16 protein-coding genes are annotated in these 17,145 nt (G+C 63.7%); 5 read left to right on the top strand and 11 right to left on the bottom strand.

The features are described 5' to 3' along the window. Positions 1–18: 18 nt before the first annotated feature. The 5 genes from D886_RS0115380 (at position 19) to D886_RS0115360 (ending at position 5,991) form a co-directional block, all read left to right on the top strand. The gene (locus D886_RS0115380) at positions 19–699 is read left to right on the top strand and encodes a C39 family peptidase (protein ID WP_027594769.1); all 681 of its coding nucleotides are present in this window, start codon (positions 19–21) and stop codon (positions 697–699) included. A gap of 44 nt (positions 700–743) precedes the next feature. Beyond that, positions 744–1,502 (top strand): hypothetical protein, encoded by a 759-nt coding sequence (locus tag D886_RS0115375; protein WP_027594768.1) that lies wholly within the window; start codon positions 744–746, stop codon positions 1,500–1,502. Positions 1,503–1,548: 46 nt separating this feature from the next. Next, on the top strand, positions 1,549–2,829 hold the full coding sequence (locus D886_RS0115370; RefSeq protein WP_027594767.1) for a hypothetical protein: 1,281 nt from the start codon (positions 1,549–1,551) through the stop codon (positions 2,827–2,829). 138 nt (positions 2,830–2,967) lie between these two features. Further along, the gene (locus D886_RS0115365; protein ID WP_027594766.1) at positions 2,968–5,169 is read left to right on the top strand and encodes an LTA synthase family protein; all 2,202 of its coding nucleotides are present in this window, start codon (positions 2,968–2,970) and stop codon (positions 5,167–5,169) included. Positions 5,170–5,265: 96 nt separating this feature from the next. Next, positions 5,266–5,991, top strand: coding sequence for a thioredoxin family protein (locus D886_RS0115360; protein ID WP_027594765.1), 726 nt, complete (start codon positions 5,266–5,268; stop codon positions 5,989–5,991). A 138-nt stretch (positions 5,992–6,129) separates the two neighbouring features. Here D886_RS0115360 and ureG read toward each other — a convergent pair whose 3' ends face one another. The 11 genes from ureG to D886_RS0115305 all read right to left on the bottom strand — a co-directional run bounded on the left by ureG (position 6,130) and on the right by D886_RS0115305 (position 17,142). Then, positions 6,130–6,753 (bottom strand): urease accessory protein UreG, encoded by a 624-nt coding sequence (gene ureG / locus D886_RS0115355; protein ID WP_010953755.1) that lies wholly within the window; start codon positions 6,751–6,753, stop codon positions 6,130–6,132. 11 nt (positions 6,754–6,764) lie between these two features. Continuing rightward, complete coding sequence (locus D886_RS0115350; RefSeq protein WP_027594764.1) at positions 6,765–7,439, bottom strand: urease accessory protein UreF; 675 nt, start codon at positions 7,437–7,439, stop codon at positions 6,765–6,767. Next, positions 7,439–7,984: a HupE/UreJ family protein gene (locus D886_RS0115345; RefSeq protein WP_027594763.1), complete on the bottom strand. Its 546-nt coding sequence runs from the start codon at positions 7,982–7,984 to the stop codon at positions 7,439–7,441. The genes D886_RS0115350 and D886_RS0115345 overlap by 1 nt, the downstream gene beginning before the upstream one ends. Before the next feature lie 18 nt (positions 7,985–8,002). Beyond that, positions 8,003–8,500 (bottom strand): urease accessory protein UreE, encoded by a 498-nt coding sequence (gene ureE / locus D886_RS0115340; protein WP_027594762.1) that lies wholly within the window; start codon positions 8,498–8,500, stop codon positions 8,003–8,005. Positions 8,501–8,510: 10 nt separating this feature from the next. Beyond that, a complete protein-coding gene (gene ureC, locus D886_RS0115335) occupies positions 8,511–10,214 on the bottom strand; it encodes an urease subunit alpha (RefSeq protein WP_027594761.1) in 1,704 nt (567 codons plus the stop codon). Next, positions 10,211–10,528: an urease subunit beta gene (locus D886_RS0115330; RefSeq protein WP_027594760.1), complete on the bottom strand. Its 318-nt coding sequence runs from the start codon at positions 10,526–10,528 to the stop codon at positions 10,211–10,213. The genes ureC and D886_RS0115330 overlap by 4 nt, the downstream gene beginning before the upstream one ends. A gap of 19 nt (positions 10,529–10,547) precedes the next feature. After that, positions 10,548–10,850 carry an urease subunit gamma gene (locus D886_RS0115325; RefSeq protein WP_027594759.1) on the bottom strand — a complete coding sequence of 101 codons (303 nt, stop codon included), beginning with the start codon at positions 10,848–10,850 and terminating at the stop codon, positions 10,548–10,550. A 10-nt stretch (positions 10,851–10,860) separates the two neighbouring features. After that, positions 10,861–11,694 (bottom strand): urease accessory protein UreD, encoded by an 834-nt coding sequence (locus tag D886_RS0115320; RefSeq protein ID WP_027594758.1) that lies wholly within the window; start codon positions 11,692–11,694, stop codon positions 10,861–10,863. Positions 11,695–12,058: 364 nt separating this feature from the next. After that, on the bottom strand, positions 12,059–12,973 hold the full coding sequence (gene xerC / locus D886_RS0115315) for a tyrosine recombinase XerC (protein ID WP_027594757.1): 915 nt from the start codon (positions 12,971–12,973) through the stop codon (positions 12,059–12,061). Between the two features lie 261 nt (positions 12,974–13,234). Then, positions 13,235–15,496, bottom strand: a complete 2,262-nt coding sequence (locus D886_RS0115310) for an ATP-dependent DNA helicase (RefSeq protein ID WP_027594756.1) — start codon at positions 15,494–15,496, stop codon at positions 13,235–13,237. Further along, positions 15,493–17,142 carry a VRR-NUC domain-containing protein gene (locus D886_RS0115305; RefSeq protein ID WP_027594755.1) on the bottom strand — a complete coding sequence of 550 codons (1,650 nt, stop codon included), beginning with the start codon at positions 17,140–17,142 and terminating at the stop codon, positions 15,493–15,495. Before D886_RS0115305 ends, D886_RS0115310 begins: the two co-directional genes overlap by 4 nt. Positions 17,143–17,145: the final 3 nt, after the last annotated feature.

The raw sequence follows: 17,145 nt of genomic DNA, 5'->3' as shown, positions 1-17,145 counted from the left end.
ACAAGAAGGCACCCGATCATGCGTATTTTCGCCTTGGCGTTTTTGCTGTGCCTGGCCAGCGTGAGCGAAGCTGCACAAATGCCGTTGTCCGTGCTGCCCGGTGGCGCGGTGGTGTTCAAACCCATCCAGAGTGTGCGCGAGCGCAAGTTCGCCGACCTGGTGCAACAAAAAACCGACTTCAGTTGCGGCGCCGCGGCGCTGGCCACCATCCTGCGCCAGGCCTACTGGCTCGACGTGGACGAACAACACATCATCGAAGGCATGCTGGCGCACGCCGATCAAGACCTGGTGCGCACGCAGGGCTTCTCCATGCTCGACATGAAACGCTACGTAGAAAGCCTGGGCATGCGCGCCCGTGGGTACCGGGTAGCACCCGAAACCCTGACCAGCGTGCGTATCCCGGTCGTGGTGCTGATGGACATTCGTGGCTACAAGCACTTTGTGGTCATGCAAAAGGTCGACAACGGCTGGGTGTACATCGGTGACCCTGTGCTGGGCCACAAACGCTTCAAGGTCGAGGACTTCCTCAAAGGCTGGAACGGCATCATCTTCGCCGTGATCGGCCAGGGTTATGACAAGGGCAATGCCCTGCTCGACCCGCCTCTGCCACTGACTGCCAAGGGCCGCGTCAATAACTTCACCCCGGTACAGGACGCAGAGCTGCTGGATTTCGGCTTCATCAAAAGCGACTTTTTCTAACGGTTCTTCTAACGATAGGGAGCACGACGCTCCGGGAGCATCCAATGAAGATTCCATTCTGGCTAGCCGTGGCATGCCTGGCCGCCAGCTTACCGACCCACGCACAGCCGCTCACCCCCATCGAACTGAAGGATCAGGAGTTGGCGAACCTGCGCGGGCGCTACGTGATGCCGGGGCGGATCGTCAGCTTCGGCATCGTCATGACCAGCACCTGGCAGAATGCCAAGGGCGACGTGATCGGTGCATCGTCTACGCTGCAAGTGCAGCAAAACACCATTAAACCGCAGTTCTATGTGTCGATGATCGACGAAAAAGGCACCAGCGCGGCCCATTCGCAAAGTGCCAGCCCTGCGCCCGGCACCGGTGCGGTCAGCGGCGGCAGCGGCCTGAACTCCACCGAAGGGGTGACCCAGGTGGTGCGTGCGGCGGGCGACAACAACACCGCCTATAACAATGTCGACATCAACGTCACCAAGGCCAACCAGGCGCCCGTGGCCCAGCCGCAGGGCCAGGCACTGACCGCAGGCTCGACCCTGGTCGGCGAAAACGGCGCAGGCGCGCTGAGCGTTTCGTCCACCGGCGTGGGCGTGCAGCTCAATATCAATGCCGCCAACAACCAGGGCAGCACCGTGCAACGCCTGGCCCAAGGGGGCCTGACGCAGAACACGACGTTACTTGGCAACGGCAACCAGGTCAGCAACCTCACCTCCCTCAACGTCGTCATGCGCGAGAACGTACCCACGGCCGCTTCGCTGAACGGTAGCCTCGACCAGCTCAAAGGTCTTCGCACTCTCGGATACTGATCTACGCTCAGTCTCATCAAAAGTAGTCGGAAGGGACGGCATATCCATGCACCGATCGTTAACGTTCAGAGCTTTTGTCTGTTTGACTACCCTGGCCCCATCCACCGCCCTTTATGCAGCAGTCGACCCACAGGTTGAGGCCCTGAAACAAGAACTGATGGCGTTGAAACAGCGCTACGAAGCGCAGCAGCAAGCGTTGATGGTCCTTGAACAACGGGTTCGCCAGGTGGAGGAGACCCCCGCGGCGCCGCAGCCCAAACGGTTGACCAAATCCCCGGCCGAAACGGTCAAAGGCGGGCAGACCGTCGCCGCCGGGGCGCCAGGCACCACCGGTAGCTCCTATGGCCAGTCGCTCAAGGACGATTCCGAACCTGCGCAAAGTGTGTCCAACCTGTACGACGAGGCCAGCGGCTTCTTCGGTGGCGGCAAGTTCAGTTTCGAAACCGGCGTGACCTACACCCATTACGACACCCGCGCACTGGTGCTCAACGGCTTCCTTGCGCTGGACTCGATTTTCCTCGGCAACATCAACCTGGACCGCATCAAGGCAGACAACTGGACCCTGGACATGACCGCCCGCTACAACCTGGCACAGCGCTGGCAGTTCGACATTAACGTCCCAGTGGTCTACCGCGAATCGACCTACTCGTCTGGTGGCGCCGGTGGTGCAGCCCCGGTCACCAGTGATGAAACCGTCACCCGCGACCCGGAAATCGGCGATATCAACGTCGGCGTTGCCTACAAGTTCATGGACGAGTCCGAAAACTGGCCCGATGCGGTGGCGACACTGCGGGTCAAGGCGCCCACCGGCAAGGACCCGTACGGCATCAAGCTGCGCGAGGTGCCAGGCAACGACAACCTATCGGTGCCAGAAAGCCTGCCGACCGGCAACGGCGTATGGGCGATTACACCGGGCATCTCGCTGGTCAAGACCTTCGACCCCGCCGTGCTGTTCGGCAGCCTGTCCTACACCTACAACATGGAAGACTCGTTCAGCGACATCAGCCCCCAGGTCAACAGCAAGGTGCCGGGTGACGTGAAACTCGGCGACTCCTGGCAAGTCGGGGCCGGTATCGCCTTTGCTTTGAACGAGAAGATGAGCATGTCGTTCTCGGTTTCCGACCAGTTTGCCCGCAAGAGCAAGATCAAGCCGGATGGCGGCGACTGGCAATCGATCAGCAACAGCGATTACAACTCAGCCAACTTCAACATCGGCATGACCTTTGCGGCCAGCGACAACCTGACCATCGTGCCCAACCTCTCGATTGGCCTGACCGACGATGCGCCAGACTTCTCCTTCAGCCTCAAATTCCCCTACTACTTCTGACCCCCAGCCGCCTGCCGGGCCTGCGCAAGCCAGCCCGGCATTTGGTTACCAGCCTTGTAGCCCGCCGTATTCCCTGGCCCAGCCTGTTATCATTCAGAACAGTTGCATGACGATTTAATGGCAAAAGGGAAGTTTTCTGTGAAGAACCTGTTCGACCACCCACGCACCCGGCTCGTCGCTTTGGCGGGCCTGGTGCTGGTGATCCCACTGGGTACGCGCGCCATGCTGGGTTGGTCCAACCCGCTCGGTTATCTGTCCGACCTGGCCCTCGGCAGCCTGCTGGTCTTGCTGCTGCACCGCCGGCCGTGGTGGCTGGCGTTGCCGGTTTTGCTGGCCTGGGCGGCGCTCTGGGTGGCGTCGGCCGAGCTGGTGAGCGCGGTGGGCAGGCTGCCCACCAGCGCCGACCTCGGCTACCTGACCGACTCCCAATTCATGGAGAACTCAACCGGCGGCGGCCTCGCGCATGGCTGGTTGCCCTGGCTCTTGGCGGCCGGCGTGCTGGCCTGGTTGCTCAGCGTCTGGAGCAGCCGCGGCCAACGCGTCGCCCCCCTGCCCCGCAAGACCTGGGCAGTTACGCTGCTGCTGTTTGGCGCGCACTGGGGCAGCCAACACCTGGCGCCTTCCGATGCCGAGCAGTGGCGGCAGTACAACCTCTCCCATCAGTTGCTGTCGGCCGGCGTCGGTAGCCTGCAGCGCCAGGCCCTGGGCTGGGCCGGCCAGGAACAGGTGGTCACGCCCCTGCCCAGCAGTGGCCTGACCCAGTCCGACCTGCATGGCCAGAAGCTGCTCAAGGCACCGGGCAGTGCACGCAACCTGTTGGTCATCACCGTCGAAGGCATCCCCGGGGCCTACATTCGCCCCAACCGCCAGGCCCTGCACAGCCGCTTCGACGAAGACCTGATGCCAAAGCTCAGCCGTTGGGCCGAGCGCGGCATGAACACCCCGGATTATGTGCTGCACACCCACCAGACCATCCGTGGCCTGTACGCGATGCTGTGCGGTGATTACGACAAGCTGGCCAACGGCACGCCTAAGGGCGTCGAACTGCTGACCCAGAACGACCGTAACCAGGCCTGCCTGCCGGCACAGTTGCGCCAGGCCGGGTTCACCACCCACTACCTACAGGGTGCTGGGCTGCGCTTCATGGCCAAGGACCGCATCATGCCGCACATCGGTTTCGATTCGGTGCATGGCCTGGAGTGGTTCCGCAACAAGAACTACCTGGAATTCCCTTGGGGCAAGGACGACCGCGCTTTCTTCGAAGGTGCCCTGGACTATGTCGGCCAGCTGAGGAAACAAGACAAACCCTGGATGCTGACCTTGCTGACCGTGGGCACTCACCAGCCATATTCGGCACCGGCGGCTTACCTCGAGCGCTACGACACGCCCAAGCAGGCTGCCGTAGCCTACCTGGATGATGCAATCGGCGCGTTTCTCGATAACCTCGAACGCCAGGGTGTGCTCAAGGACACCCTGGTGGTAGTCACTTCCGACGAGTCCCACGGCATAGACGGCGTGCGCCTGGCATCCTCGTGGGGTTTCAACCTCACCCTGGCGCCGGAGCAGGCGGAGCTACCCACTATCAAGCGCGGCACTTATGGCCATATCGACCTGACCACGTCGCTGCTCGACTACTTCGCCTTGCCGATCCCCGTCGCACTGGGTGGCCGCTCGCTGTACCGCGATTACGACACTGGCCGCGAGATGATCGCCTACACCAACGGCATGCTGCGTTACCACAACGGCCAAGGCGTGTTCACCGAATGTGACTTCCAGCAGCGCTGCCGACGCTATGCCAGCGAAGGTTTCATCGCCGACCAGGCGCGCTACCTCGGCACCGGTGACGACATGCTCGGCCAGCAGGTCGTTACCCTGGCCGGCACCCTCGACCAATCGCTGCTGCAAACGCCGCTCAACCTGCGCTACCAGTTCGGCGGCCCATCACCGATAAAGTTGCGCAAGCGCATTCACGATGACTGGGCCGACAACCTGATCGGTGCGCAGTACCTGGAGATGCCCGGCGGCTCGCACACCCGTGTACGGGTCAAGGTGCGCTCGCTGGACCCGCGTCGTGCGGCATATATTCAACTCAAGGCCAAGCAACTGGAGCAAGATGTGCCATTGGGGCTGCCAGAAGAAATCCGCGTGACGGCGGATCAGCCACTAGAGATGGAGTTCAGCTTTGACAACCCGACCGAGCGCAAGGCGTTTTCCTTCCACCTGCTGGGGTATGGCGGCGGTGCGGTCGAAGTCAGCGACTTCAGTGTGATTACCGCATTACCTGGGGAAAGCGACGTGCCGGATGAACTGACCGACGACCCTATCGCCCATTCGGGCTGACGCCCAGCCCACCGTTCATCGCACCACCTTCGATGCCTGTCGATCTGGCCCTGCCCCGCTCGACCAGTGCTGAATCCCTACCCTGGAGTCAGCACCATGAGCAGTGAAAACAGGCATGAGGTGGTCTCCCGCAGCCAGTGGCTGGCAGCACGCCGACAGCTGTGGCTGCACGAAAAAGCCTTCACCCATCAACGCGACGAGCTGGCTGCAGCACGTCGCGCTTTGCCCTGGGTGAAGGTCGAACAACCCTATCGATTCCAGGGGCCGGAGGGCGAACTGAGCCTGGCCCAACTGTTCGCCGGGCGCAGCCAGCTATTGCTCTATCACTTCATGTTCGCCGAGGGTTGGCGTGAAGGTTGCCCAGGCTGCTCTTTCCTGGCTGACCATTTCGACGGCGCGAACCTGCACCTGGCGCACCACGATGTATCGCTGGTGGCTGTCTCCCGGGCGCCCTACGCCGAGTTCCAGGCATTTCGCCAGCGCATGGGCTGGCAGTTTTCGTGGTACTCGTCCGCAGGTAGCGGGTTCAATGAAGACTTTGGCGTCAGCGTGGGCAGCGACGAGCCTCGGCAGTACAACTATGAGCCTTATGAAGGTAGCGAAAGCGAGTTGCCGGGGCTGAGTGCGTTCTACCTTGACGCGGACGGCAGCGTGTACCACACGTACTCAACCTATGCCCGCGGGCTGGACATTCTGGTCAATACCTACAACTTCCTCGACATTGCGCCGTTGGGGCGTAACGAGGCCGGAACCATGGACTGGGTGCGGCACCATGACCGCTATGAAGGGCAGACCGGCAAGGCGCATTGTTGCCATGACTGATGCAAGCCTGCCCTGAATGTTGCCCTGTAGGCGCAGCCTTGTGCTGCGAAGACGCCGGTGAAAGCAGCGACATTTCACTGTGTAGCTTCCGGCCTCTTCGCAGCACAAGGCTGCTCCTACACGCGTATTGCATGCCGGCTAGCCGCGCACACCAAGCATCCCGCGCTCAACGATGAAATCGATCACCGCCTGCAGCCCTTCGCCCTTTTTCAGGTTACTGAATGTCCATGGCCGCTGCGGGCGCATGCGCTGGGTGTCGCGCTCCATCACCTCCAGCGATGCACCGACGTAAGGCGCAAGGTCAGTCTTGTTGATCACCAGAAAGTCAGACTTGGTAATCCCCGGTCCGCCCTTGCGCGGGATCTTCTCACCCTCGGCAACATCGATGACGTAGATGGTCAGGTCGGCCAGCTCCGGGCTGAACGTGGCGCTGAGGTTGTCGCCCCCGCTCTCCACGAAGATCACTTCAAGGTTACCGAACTTGCGCGCCAAGGCCTCCACCGCCGCCAGGTTCATCGAGGCGTCTTCGCGGATCGCCGTGTGTGGGCAGCCGCCGGTTTCCACGCCGACAATGCGCTCAGGCTCCAGTGCACCTGCCTCGGTGAGGATGCGTTGGTCCTCTTTGGTGTAGATGTCGTTGGTCACCACGGCGATCTGATAATGATCGCGCATGGCCTTGCACAGGGCTTCGAGCAGCGCGGTCTTGCCGGAACCGACCGGGCCGCCGACACCGACGCGCAGGGGTTGTTGATAGCTTTGCATGAAGGCAGTCCTCAGGAGCGGAACAAACGGGTGTATTGGGTTTCATGTCGCGATGAAGCAATCGCCAGCAATGGCAGGCCGCCACCGAGCTGGTCATCGCCCAGGGCCAGCGCCTGGTCGAGTACGGCGGGTAAGTCCTGGCCCAGGTCGCGCAGCAAGGTTTGCGCCGCCTGCTGGCCGAACGGCACCAGCTTGACCCCGGCCATCACTGCGCCTTCGAGCCAGGCGAAGCCAATGCCCAGCGCCAACTGACGCAGCGGGATCGACCAGTAGGCGCCGAGCCAGGCCATACCGCCCAGTTGGCTGAGTTCAAGGCTGGCCCGCCAGGCGGGGTCCTGCCCCAATTGCCAGCCATCAAGCAGGCGTGCCAGCGCCGAGCCACGCTGTTGTTCTTCCAGGCGCAACTCCGCGGTTTCCCGGTTGGCCAGCAGAAAGCGGCTCCATTGGCTGAATGCTTGGGCATCCGTGGCCAGGCAGGCCTGATACAGGCGTGCCAGCACGGGCCAGTCGACGCAGCCCAGGGTGTCGTGCAACTGCTCGCGCTGCCAGGCACTGAAGCTGGCGATATCCTGCACCCAACCCGCTTCGACGGCCCATTCCAGGCCTTGCGAGTAGGTGAACCCACCCACTGGCAAACCCGGGCTGGCCAGTTGCAGCAAGCGCAACAGCGCCAGGTCGCTGTCCATCAACCGGCCAGTACCAGTGCGGCGCCGGCCAGCAGGCCACCACCGAAGGCTTTTTGCAGGCCGCTGTGGCGGCGCAGCAAGCAACCCACCGCGAACCCGGCCACCAGCAGCAGGCCGCTGACGGTCACGAAGCCAGCACTGAACTGCCAGAACGCGCTGGGCGTGGCTTCAACGCCATGCGCCCAGCCGTGAAACAGGGCGAACACCGGCATGGCCAGCGCCAGCAACAGCTGGCGGCTAGGCAGCAACAGGGCCCCGGCGGCGACCAGCAACGACAAGCTGATCATCGTTTCCATGCCCAACACATCCCCAAACAGATGGCCGCACACCGCGCCACCAAACATCGCCGCCAGGGTTGCCAACGGCAAGGTCAGGTTGCGTCGGGTCAGCGCAGCGAGCACGCCAGTGCCCAGCAGCATCAGCAGGTGGTCCAGGCCGGTCAGCGGGTGCAGCAGGCCGTCCTGCAACGGGTTGCTGTCGTGGCCGGGGTGGGCGAAGGCCGGCACCGCCAGCATCAGCAGAAACAGGGCGAACGTCTTTTTCATCAGTGGCTCCAGGGCAGTTCAGGAATGGGCAGGCAGGCGCACGAACGGGTGGTCGTTGCCATGGCTGTGGCTATGGCTGTGCGGCGCGCTCTGGTAGGCGCCCGCCTCGGGTTCGAACGGTGCCTGTTCGGTTTCCACCGTCAGGCCCAGGCCACGCAGCATGTCGTCCAGCACATAGTCGTGCTGGTAGCGCAGCAGGCCGGGTTCGATCTGCAGCGGCACATGACGGTTGCCCAGGTGGTAGGCGGCCCGTGCGAGCAAGTGCGGGTCGGCGCAACGTACCGTCGAAACCGTTTCTGGTGCGGCCAGCACGCGAATGACCTGGCTGCCATCGGCATCGGCCAGCAGTTCACCGCCACGCAGCAGGTGGCCGCGCGCGAGCATCAGCCCGGCGTCGCGGCCGTCGTCGAGGGTTACCCGCAGGCGGCTCTTGATGCGGCTGTCCACATCCAGGGTGACGGTGCCGGTTTCGGCAAGCGAGCCGGGTTCGGTGACCCGGCGAGTCAGGACTATCATCTGTGCTCCTTCAGAACAGGAAGTAACGCTGGGCCAGCGGCAGTTCGCTGGCCGGTTCGCACACCAGCAACTCGCCGTCGGCACGCACCTGGTAGGTCTGCGCATCGACTTCGATGACCGGCTGCAAGGTGTTGTGGACCATGTCGGCCTTGCGCACCCGTCGGCAGCCGTGGGCCACACCGATCAGGCTGCGCAGGTTGAGTGCTTCGGCCAGGCCGCTGTCCATGGCGGCCTGCGACAGAAAGGTCATCCGCGTGGCGTGCCGCGCCGCGCCCAAGGCGCCGAACATCGGCCGGTAGTGCACGGGTTGCGGCGTCGGGATCGAGCCATTGATATCACCCATGGGTGCGGTGACGATCATCCCGCCCTTGATCACCAAGGCGGGCTTGACCGCAAAAAAGGCCGGAGCCCACAGCACCAAGTCAGCCAGCTTGCCCACCTCCACGGAACCCACTTCATGGGCAATGCCGTGGGTCAACGCTGGGTTGAGGGTGTACTTGGCGATGTAGCGCTTGACTCGGAAGTTGTCGCTGTAGCTGTTGTCCGGCGCCAAAGGCCCACGGCGCAGCTTCATCTGGTGCGCCACCTGCCAGGTGCGCAGCACCACTTCCCCCACGCGGCCCATGGCCTGGGAGTCGGACGAGGTCATGGCGAAGGCGCCCATGTCGTGCAGGATGTCTTCGGCAGCGATGGTCTCGCGACGGATGCGCGACTCGGCGAACGCCACGTCCTCGGCGATGCTCGGGTCCAGGTGATGGCAGACCATGAGCATGTCCAGGTGCTCGTCGACAGTGTTGACGGTGTACGGCAAGGTCGGGTTGGTCGAGGACGGCAGCACGTTGGCTTGCCCTGCGGCGCGGATGATGTCCGGCGCATGGCCACCGCCCGCGCCCTCGGTATGGAAGGTGTGAATGGTGCGGTCGCCAATGGCCGCCAGGGTGTCTTCGATGCAACCGGACTCGTTGAGGGTGTCGGTGTGGATCGCCACCTGGATGTCCATTTCCTCGGCCACGCCCAGGCAACAGTCGATGGCTGCCGGGGTCGAACCCCAGTCCTCGTGCAGTTTCAGGCCGACGGCGCCTGCCGCGATCTGCTCGCGCAATGCCTCGGGGCGCGACGCATTGCCTTTGCCCAGCAGGCCGATATTGATGGGCAGGCTGTCGGCGGCCTGGAGCATGCGCGCCAGGTACCATGGGCCAGGGGTGCAGGTGGTGGCGTTGGTACCGGTGGCCGGCCCCGTGCCGCCACCGATGAAGGTGGTGACGCCGCTGGTAAGGGCCTCCTCCACCTGCTGCGGGCAGATGAAGTGGATGTGCGAGTCGATGCCGCCAGCGGTGACGATCTTGCCTTCTGCAGCGATCACCTCGGTGCCTGGGCCGACTGGCACGGTGACCCCTGGTTGCACATCGGGGTTGCCGGCCTTGCCAATGGCAGCGATGCGGCCGTGCTTGACGCCGATGTCTGCCTTGACGATACCCCAGTGATCGATGATCAACGCGTTGGTGAGTACAAGGTCCATGGCTTCGGCCGCCAGCATCTGGCCTTGCCCCATGCCATCGCGGATGACCTTGCCACCGCCGAACTTGACCTCTTCGCCATACACGGTGAAGTCTTTCTCGACCTCCACCCACAGCGCGGTATCGGCCAGGCGCACACGGTCGCCCACGGTGGGGCCGAACATGTCGGCATAGGCCTGGCGGGAAATACGGCTCATGCCCTGCCCTCCAGTGCGCCCATCACCTTGCCCTGGAAGCCATAGACCTCGCGCTTGCCGGCATAGGCAACCAGTTGCACGGTGCGGGCCTGGCCCGGCTCGAAGCGCACGGCGGTGCCGGCTGGAATGTCCAGGCGAAAGCCCAGCGTAGGCGCACGCTCGAACACCAGTGCGTCGTTGACCTCGTAGAAGTGGTAGTGCGAGCCGACCTGCACGGGCCGGTCGCCGTGGTTGGCCACGCTGACGCTCACCGTCGCGCGGCCGCTATTAAGCTCGATGTCGCCGCCGGCGACCTGGATTTCACCTGGGATCATGCTGGGCTCCTGGGCTGTATCAGACGATGGGGTCATGCACGGTCACCAGCTTGGTGCCATCGGGGAAGGTCGCCTCGACCTGTACGTCGTGGATCATTTCAGCGACGCCGGGCATAACTTGCTCATGGCTCAACACTTCACGGCCCAGGCTCATCAGCTCGGCCACCGTGCGGCCATCCCGGGCGCCCTCGAGCACGGCGGCACTGATCAGCGCCACCGCTTCCGGGTAGTTGAGTTTCAGGCCGCGGGCCAGGCGCCGCTCCGCCAGCAACGCGGCGGTGAACAGCAGCAGTTTGTCTTTCTCTCTTGGGGTCAGCTCCATGGCGCTTCTCTCAGGTAGCCCAGATACGCGGCGGGCATGCTGGCAGGCCGAGGACGGCCGGGCGCAAGGCATGCCAGAGGCGTTGCAAGGTGTGTTGCAGGTGTTGGTTGTCGTGGTCGAGCAGGCGGATGACCAGCAGCGAGCCGATCAGGGTGGCGCCAGCGGGGTTGTCCAGCTCATCGAGCAAGGCCCGGACGTGGTCCAGCAGCGCAGGGTCCGCCGGGGCGGCGCAAAAGGTGGCGACCAAGGGATGCCCACCGAGCTTGCCTAGTTGCCCGCCTTCGATGCGCAGGCGCTCGTACAGGCCTGGGTCATCGGGCATTTCGATGTGCAAGCGGCTGTCGAGGGCGCCGTGATCGAATCGCTCATTCATCACCGGGCGGCCCAGGCACAGGGTTTCCCAGGCCAGCAACCGGGCGCCTGGCGCCAGGGTGAAGCGGCTGTCGAGGCTGGCACGAGCACCGGCGAAGAAAATGCTGTCTTGAGGCAGCCATTCCAGGGTGCTGTCGGCGGCCAGGTGAAAACGCTGGGCCAGCCGTGCGGTGGGGCCGATGCTGCGGTAGAACTTGCTCGCGCCGGGCATGGTCAGCAAGGCGTGGCTGCCAGGTTCAAGGTGGATGTCGAGTTCCAGCCGGTCACCGGCAACGATGCCGCCGGGCGGATGCAGCACATAGACATGGCACGGCGCGCCCTCGGGATAGAAAGGCCGCTGCACCAAAAGAGGTCCAAAATGCCGCCGCGCACCAAGGCGGGTCACACCGTCGCGCTGGGTAAAGCGCAACTGCAGGAAGGCGCTCCAGCCTGCGTCGTCTTGTTGTTGTTCGATCTGCTCCGCGAGCGACATCCTGCGGCCCCTGATATCCGTGGCCTGGTGGCCGTTTAGAGGGCCAGGCAGGCGGCGCTTGAGGGCTGCCTGCCTGACCACTCGATCAAATTCTCAGGCTGGATATAGCAGGTTGCGGGCCAACTACGCAGGTGAACAAAAATGAAATCGACAGCGCGACCGCTCTGGCATCGGGCACACAGGGGTGGCGCGCACAAAGCGAGGGCGCGCGAAGGCCCTGTTTCGGTGCCGGAATGTAATGAGCTTTGTTTTTTGTAGAGCAGCCTTGTGCTGCGAAGAGGCCGGTGCAAGCAGTGGAGATTACAGGTGCTTACACCGGCCTCTTCGCAGCACAAGGCTGCTCAGACAGCTATGCAGTGAGGCTTCAGTAATCGAAGCGGTCTACCGCCCGCCGCCGTTCGTTGTCATCCCGGCGGTCGTAACTGGCCGTAGTCTGGATATTGGCATGGTGCGCGAGCTTCTGGGCAATCGACAGGTCGTGCTCTTCAATAACCCGGGTGATGAATGCACGGCGAAAATCATGGGGCATGATCTTCACACCCACCTGGGCACCGCGTTGGCGCGCAATGTAGTAGATCGCATGCTTGGTGATGCGGGCGCGGGTAATGTGGTTGCCCCGGCGAATGCGGTTGAACAGGAACGGGTCGTCCGCTGCCCCCTCCGGCAAATCGTTGCGACGCAGGTCCAGCCACGCCTGCAGCTTTTCGAACGCCCAAGGCGGCGCATACTTGATCAACTGCCGGTTGCCCTTGCCCAGTACCTGCAGGCTGCGAGCATCGAAGTCGACCTGGTCCAGGTCGATGTCGACCGACTCCGACTTGCGCATGCCGGTGCCGTACAGCAAGGCAATGATCGCCGCGTCGCGCACACCTTGCGGCCGAGGGTCGGCCGCGCACACGTCCATCAACTCACGGATCAGGCTGCGCCGCAGGTTGCGCCCCGGTGGCAGGCGGCTACCGGTCGCCGGCTTGACCTCGCGGATCCTCAACAGCTGCTCATGGTCGATCAGGCCCTGGCGCCACGCCTCGTTCATCACCCCACGCACCGCATTCACATACAGCGACGAACTGTTAGGGGCGTAACCATCCTCGCGCAATGCCGCTACCAAGCCGATCACATGCCCAGGTTCAAGCAAGTGCCACGGTACATCGACAAGGTTGCAGTCGACGAAACCCAGCCGGTCGGCCGCGTCCTGAAGGATGTAGCGCATGGTTTGCTGGCTCGACGGCGCCAGGCGGGCCATGTACTGCAGCAGCGGGTTCTTCGAGAGATCGGTCACAACGTGAATCCTGTAGCGACGCTTGGACCGGTACGGGGCCAGCCAAAGCGTGAAGCGAGTCTATTCGACATGAAAGCAAGCCCAAATGACAACGCATGGCCATTCGGGCTTGGAGCAGTGCCATCACCTTGATATTCAAGGGGTTTGAAGACGGCGCGGAGGGTAATGTTACCCCAACTGACGCCCGCATAACGAACCCAAGCCCGCCTACCCGTCCACAGTTTGACCAGCGGTGAACGGCGCCAAGGGCAGCGGCAAGCGTCACGCACCGCCCGACCGCCACCAACTGGGAAACATCTGCTGAACCCGCGGTTCGGCAAAACGTTCGTCGATCAGCACCAACACGCCTTGGTCCTGATCCCCCCGAATGACCCTGCCCGCCGCCTGAATGACCTTGCGCACGCCTGGGTAGAGGTAGGCGTAATCAAAGCCTGCGCCAAACTGGCGCCCCAGGCGCTGCTTGAACTGCTCGTTGACAGGGTTGACCTGGGGCAGCCCGAGGGTCGCGACAAACGCCCCGATCAAGCGCGTGCCGGGTAAATCGACCCCTTCCCCGAACGCGCCCCCCAGCACCGCAAAACCCACCCCGCAGCCATCCGCCACGAAGCGATCGAGAAATGCCTGACGCGCCTCTTCATCCATGCCTGCCGCCTGCGCCCACAGGGGGATGTCTGCATGCTGCTCTGCCAACAAGCCGGCCACCTGCTGCAGGTATTCGAAACTGCTGAAAAAGGCCAGGTAGTTACCGGGCATGCGCTGGTACTGCTCGGCGATCAGCGCGACGATTGGCGCCAGCGAAGCCTGGCGTTCTCGGTAACGGGTCGAGACCTGGCTGGCGATGCGTACTTCGAGTTGTTCGGCGCGAAACGGCGCTGCCACTTCCAACCAGGCCGTGTCGGCCGGCATGCCGAGCAAGTCGCTGTAGAAATGCCGAGGGCTCAGCGTGGCGGAAAACAGCGTCACACTGCGCGCCGCCTGCATGCGTGGGGCCAGCAGCCGCGCCGGGGTGACATTGCGCAGGCACAGGGTGGCCAGGCGCCGCTTGCGCTGGCCTTCGCGCTGGCTGATGTCGAAGATGAAATGCTCGTCGAACAATTCAGCCACCCGGCTGAACTGCAACGCCTGGTAGAAGAACTGCAGCACCTGCACATCTACCTCGGCTGGCGCCTGATTCATGCGCTCCTGGATCAGCCCGATGCACTGTTGCAGGGCGCGTAGGAAGGCCTCCGGCAACTGCTCGCTGGCCTGATACGGTGCACGCTGCTCTTTGTACAACGCGTTCCACTGCCGGTTGAGGCGGTCCAGCGCATGGGTGAGCCCTTGCGGTTTGCTCTGGCGCAAGGCGAGCAACTGGCCTTGCTCGAGGCTGGCGCTGTACATGCCGCGACCGCGCTCGACCAGGTTGTGCGCTTCGTCTACCAGCACCGCCACCCGCCATTGGTTAGCCTGGGCCAAGCCGAACAGCAAGGCATGGGCATCGAAGTAATAGTTGTAGTCGGCCACCACCAGGTCGACCCAGCGGGCCATTTCCTGGCCCAGGTAATAAGGGCAAACCTGATGCGCCAAGGCCACCTCGCGCAGGCTGGCACGGTCCAGCAACGGCACCGCTGCTGCAGCCTCGCGCGCGGCGGGCAGGCGGTCGTAGAAGCCTTGCGCCAACGGGCAGGACTCGCCATGGCAGGCTTTGTCGGGGTACTCGCAGGCCTTGTCGCGGGCGATCAGCTCCAAGGTGCGCAAGGCCGGTTGCGGCGTGGCATCGGTGATCTGGCGCATGGCATCGAGGGCCAGCGCCCGGCCCGGCGTCTTGGCCGTCAGAAAGAACACTTTGTCGAGCTGCTGCGGCACCATCGCCTTGAGCAATGGGAACAAGGTGCCCAGGGTCTTGCCGATACCGGTACTGGCCTGAGCCATCAGGCAGCGGCCGGTGCTGACGGCCTTGTACAGGGTCTCGGCCAATTGCCGCTGGCCCTGGCGGAATTGCGCATAGGGAAACCCCAGCGCCTGCAGATCGCGGTCACGCTCGGCCAGTCGGCCTTGCTGACGCTGCGCCCAAGCCAGAAAGCAGCGGCACTGGGTTTCGAAGAACGCTTGCAGCGCGGCAGCCGTGTGGTGCTCGCTGATCAGCGTCTGGCCATCGCTGTCCACGTCCAGGTACACCAGGGCCACTTCGATGGCCGGCAATTGTCGCGCGTGGCACATCAACCAGGCGTAGACCTTGGCCTGGGCCCAGTGCAGCTGGCGATGGTTGGCCGGCTGGCGCGCAAGGTCGCCGCGGTAGGTCTTTATCTCTTCCAAGCGGTTGCAACTAGGGTCGTAACCGTCGGCTCGGCCTCGCACCCGCAGGCTTTCGAACTGCCCCTCGAGGGCCACCTCCGACTCGTAATCGGCCGCACGCCGCGCCACTACCCGACGGTGCCCCTCGATGCCTTCCTGGGCCGTGGGCGACGGGGTGAAGCGCAGGTCCAGGTCGCCAACCTTGGCACTGAACTCGCACAGGGCACGCACCGCCACGTTGTAGCTCACGCCGCCTCGCTCCAGCGCACATGGCACACTGCAACGGGCAAACCTTGGGCACGGCAGAACTCTAGCCAACGTAATTGGTTGTCTTGCAGGCGGTCGCCCGGCCCCTTGACCTCGACCATGCGGTAGCCGCCCTGCTCGGGCCAGAACTGGATCAGATCAGGCATCCCGGCGCGGTTGTTGCGGATGTCATGCAACAGGCGCAGGAAGCACTGCTTCAGGTGCGCGGCCGGCAGGCAAGCCAGTGCCTGTTCGAGCAAGGCTTCGCTGAGCATCGGCCAGAACACGAACGGCGACTGCAGGCCGTGCTTGGCGGCGTAGCAGTCGAGAATGGCCTGGCGGTGGCTACCCTCGTCGAGCCGCCCCAGGCAGCGGTCGAACAGCGCACTGCGCCGTTGCTGGAAGTCGCTGTCGTGCAGGTCTTGTGGCGCGGCCTGGAACGGGTTGAAAAAGGCACCTGGTACCGGCGCGAAGATCGCCTCCCAGCACAAGAGGCCGAACAAGCTGTTGAACAGTGTGTTTTCCACGTAATGGACCTGCCCGCCGGCCTCGGCCAAGTGCTGGCGCACAGCCTCCTCCACACCCAGGGCTGCGTGTTCACGCGGCAGCTCAAGTTCGATCAAGTGCAGCGGCGCAGCACGCTGGCGACGTTGTGGCGGGCCGCCGAGTTTGCGGGCCAGGCGCGGCAGCATGCGTTCGAGCGCCTGCACCTCCAGCGCATTGGCCGGGGCCGCGGCCAGCTGCTGTGCCAGTGCATGGGCCTGCGGCCATTGTTCGCTACGTTCCAGTACACGCACCTGACGGATTCGCGCTTGCGCATGGCTGCACTGGCCGTAGACAGCCATGGCCTGGTCCCAGTTGCCCTGGCGCTCGCATTGCTGGCCCAGGGCAAACAGCAGGCGCGCATGGCGCCGGGCCAACCAAGGGTTGTCACTGTGCAGCCCTGCCATCGCCCCCAGAATCGACAGCGGGTCATCGCCCTGCTCCAGCCGCTCGGCGCACTGGTGCAAGGCCATGGCCAGATCGACCTCGGCGCGATGGCGCAAGGCGCGCGAATCGGTGCTGAAAGGTACGTGCTCGTAGCGCAGCAAGCCTAGGTCGGCGAGCACGAAGTCCGACCAGTCCTGGTAAAGGTTGCCGAAGAACAACAGGCGCATGCGGTCACACAGCGGCTGCAGGCACCACTGGAAAATGCGCACGTCACTGCCGGGGAACCACGCCTGCAATGGCCTGGCCGTTAGCCCCAGGGGTTGAAGCTGCGCGAGCAAGTCGTGCTTGGCGGCGCGCGGCCGGCTCAATTGGGCGGCGAAGCACGATGCCAATTCGTCCTTGCGCAGCAAGCTGAACAGCTGCTCCAGCTCCAGATGCGCAGGCTCCCGAACCCAACCCAACGCCTGCAACGGCTGCAAGGCCAGCGCGGTATCGCCGATCTCGGCATAGGTCAGCTTGTCACTGCGAAACAGCTCGCCCTTGCGCATGACCATACGCACCATCAAGGCCTGCGCCGGCGCGTCCAATTGCGTAAACGCCTGGATGAACGCCAGCTCCTGGTCATCGAGCAGGTCGTCATAGCGCTGCTCGACCCATAGCAGCACCTGGCGGAAGTTATGCAGGTAATAGAACGGGTCGTCGACAGAATGGGCGATCACGGG

It is taken from the genome of Pseudomonas sp. LAIL14HWK12:I7, assembly GCF_000483465.1.
GTDB classification, from domain to species: domain Bacteria; phylum Pseudomonadota; class Gammaproteobacteria; order Pseudomonadales; family Pseudomonadaceae; genus Aquipseudomonas; species Aquipseudomonas kermanshahensis.
The sequence above is the reverse complement of the archived record's forward strand: the minus strand, read 5'-3'. Positions and strand labels throughout refer to the sequence as shown.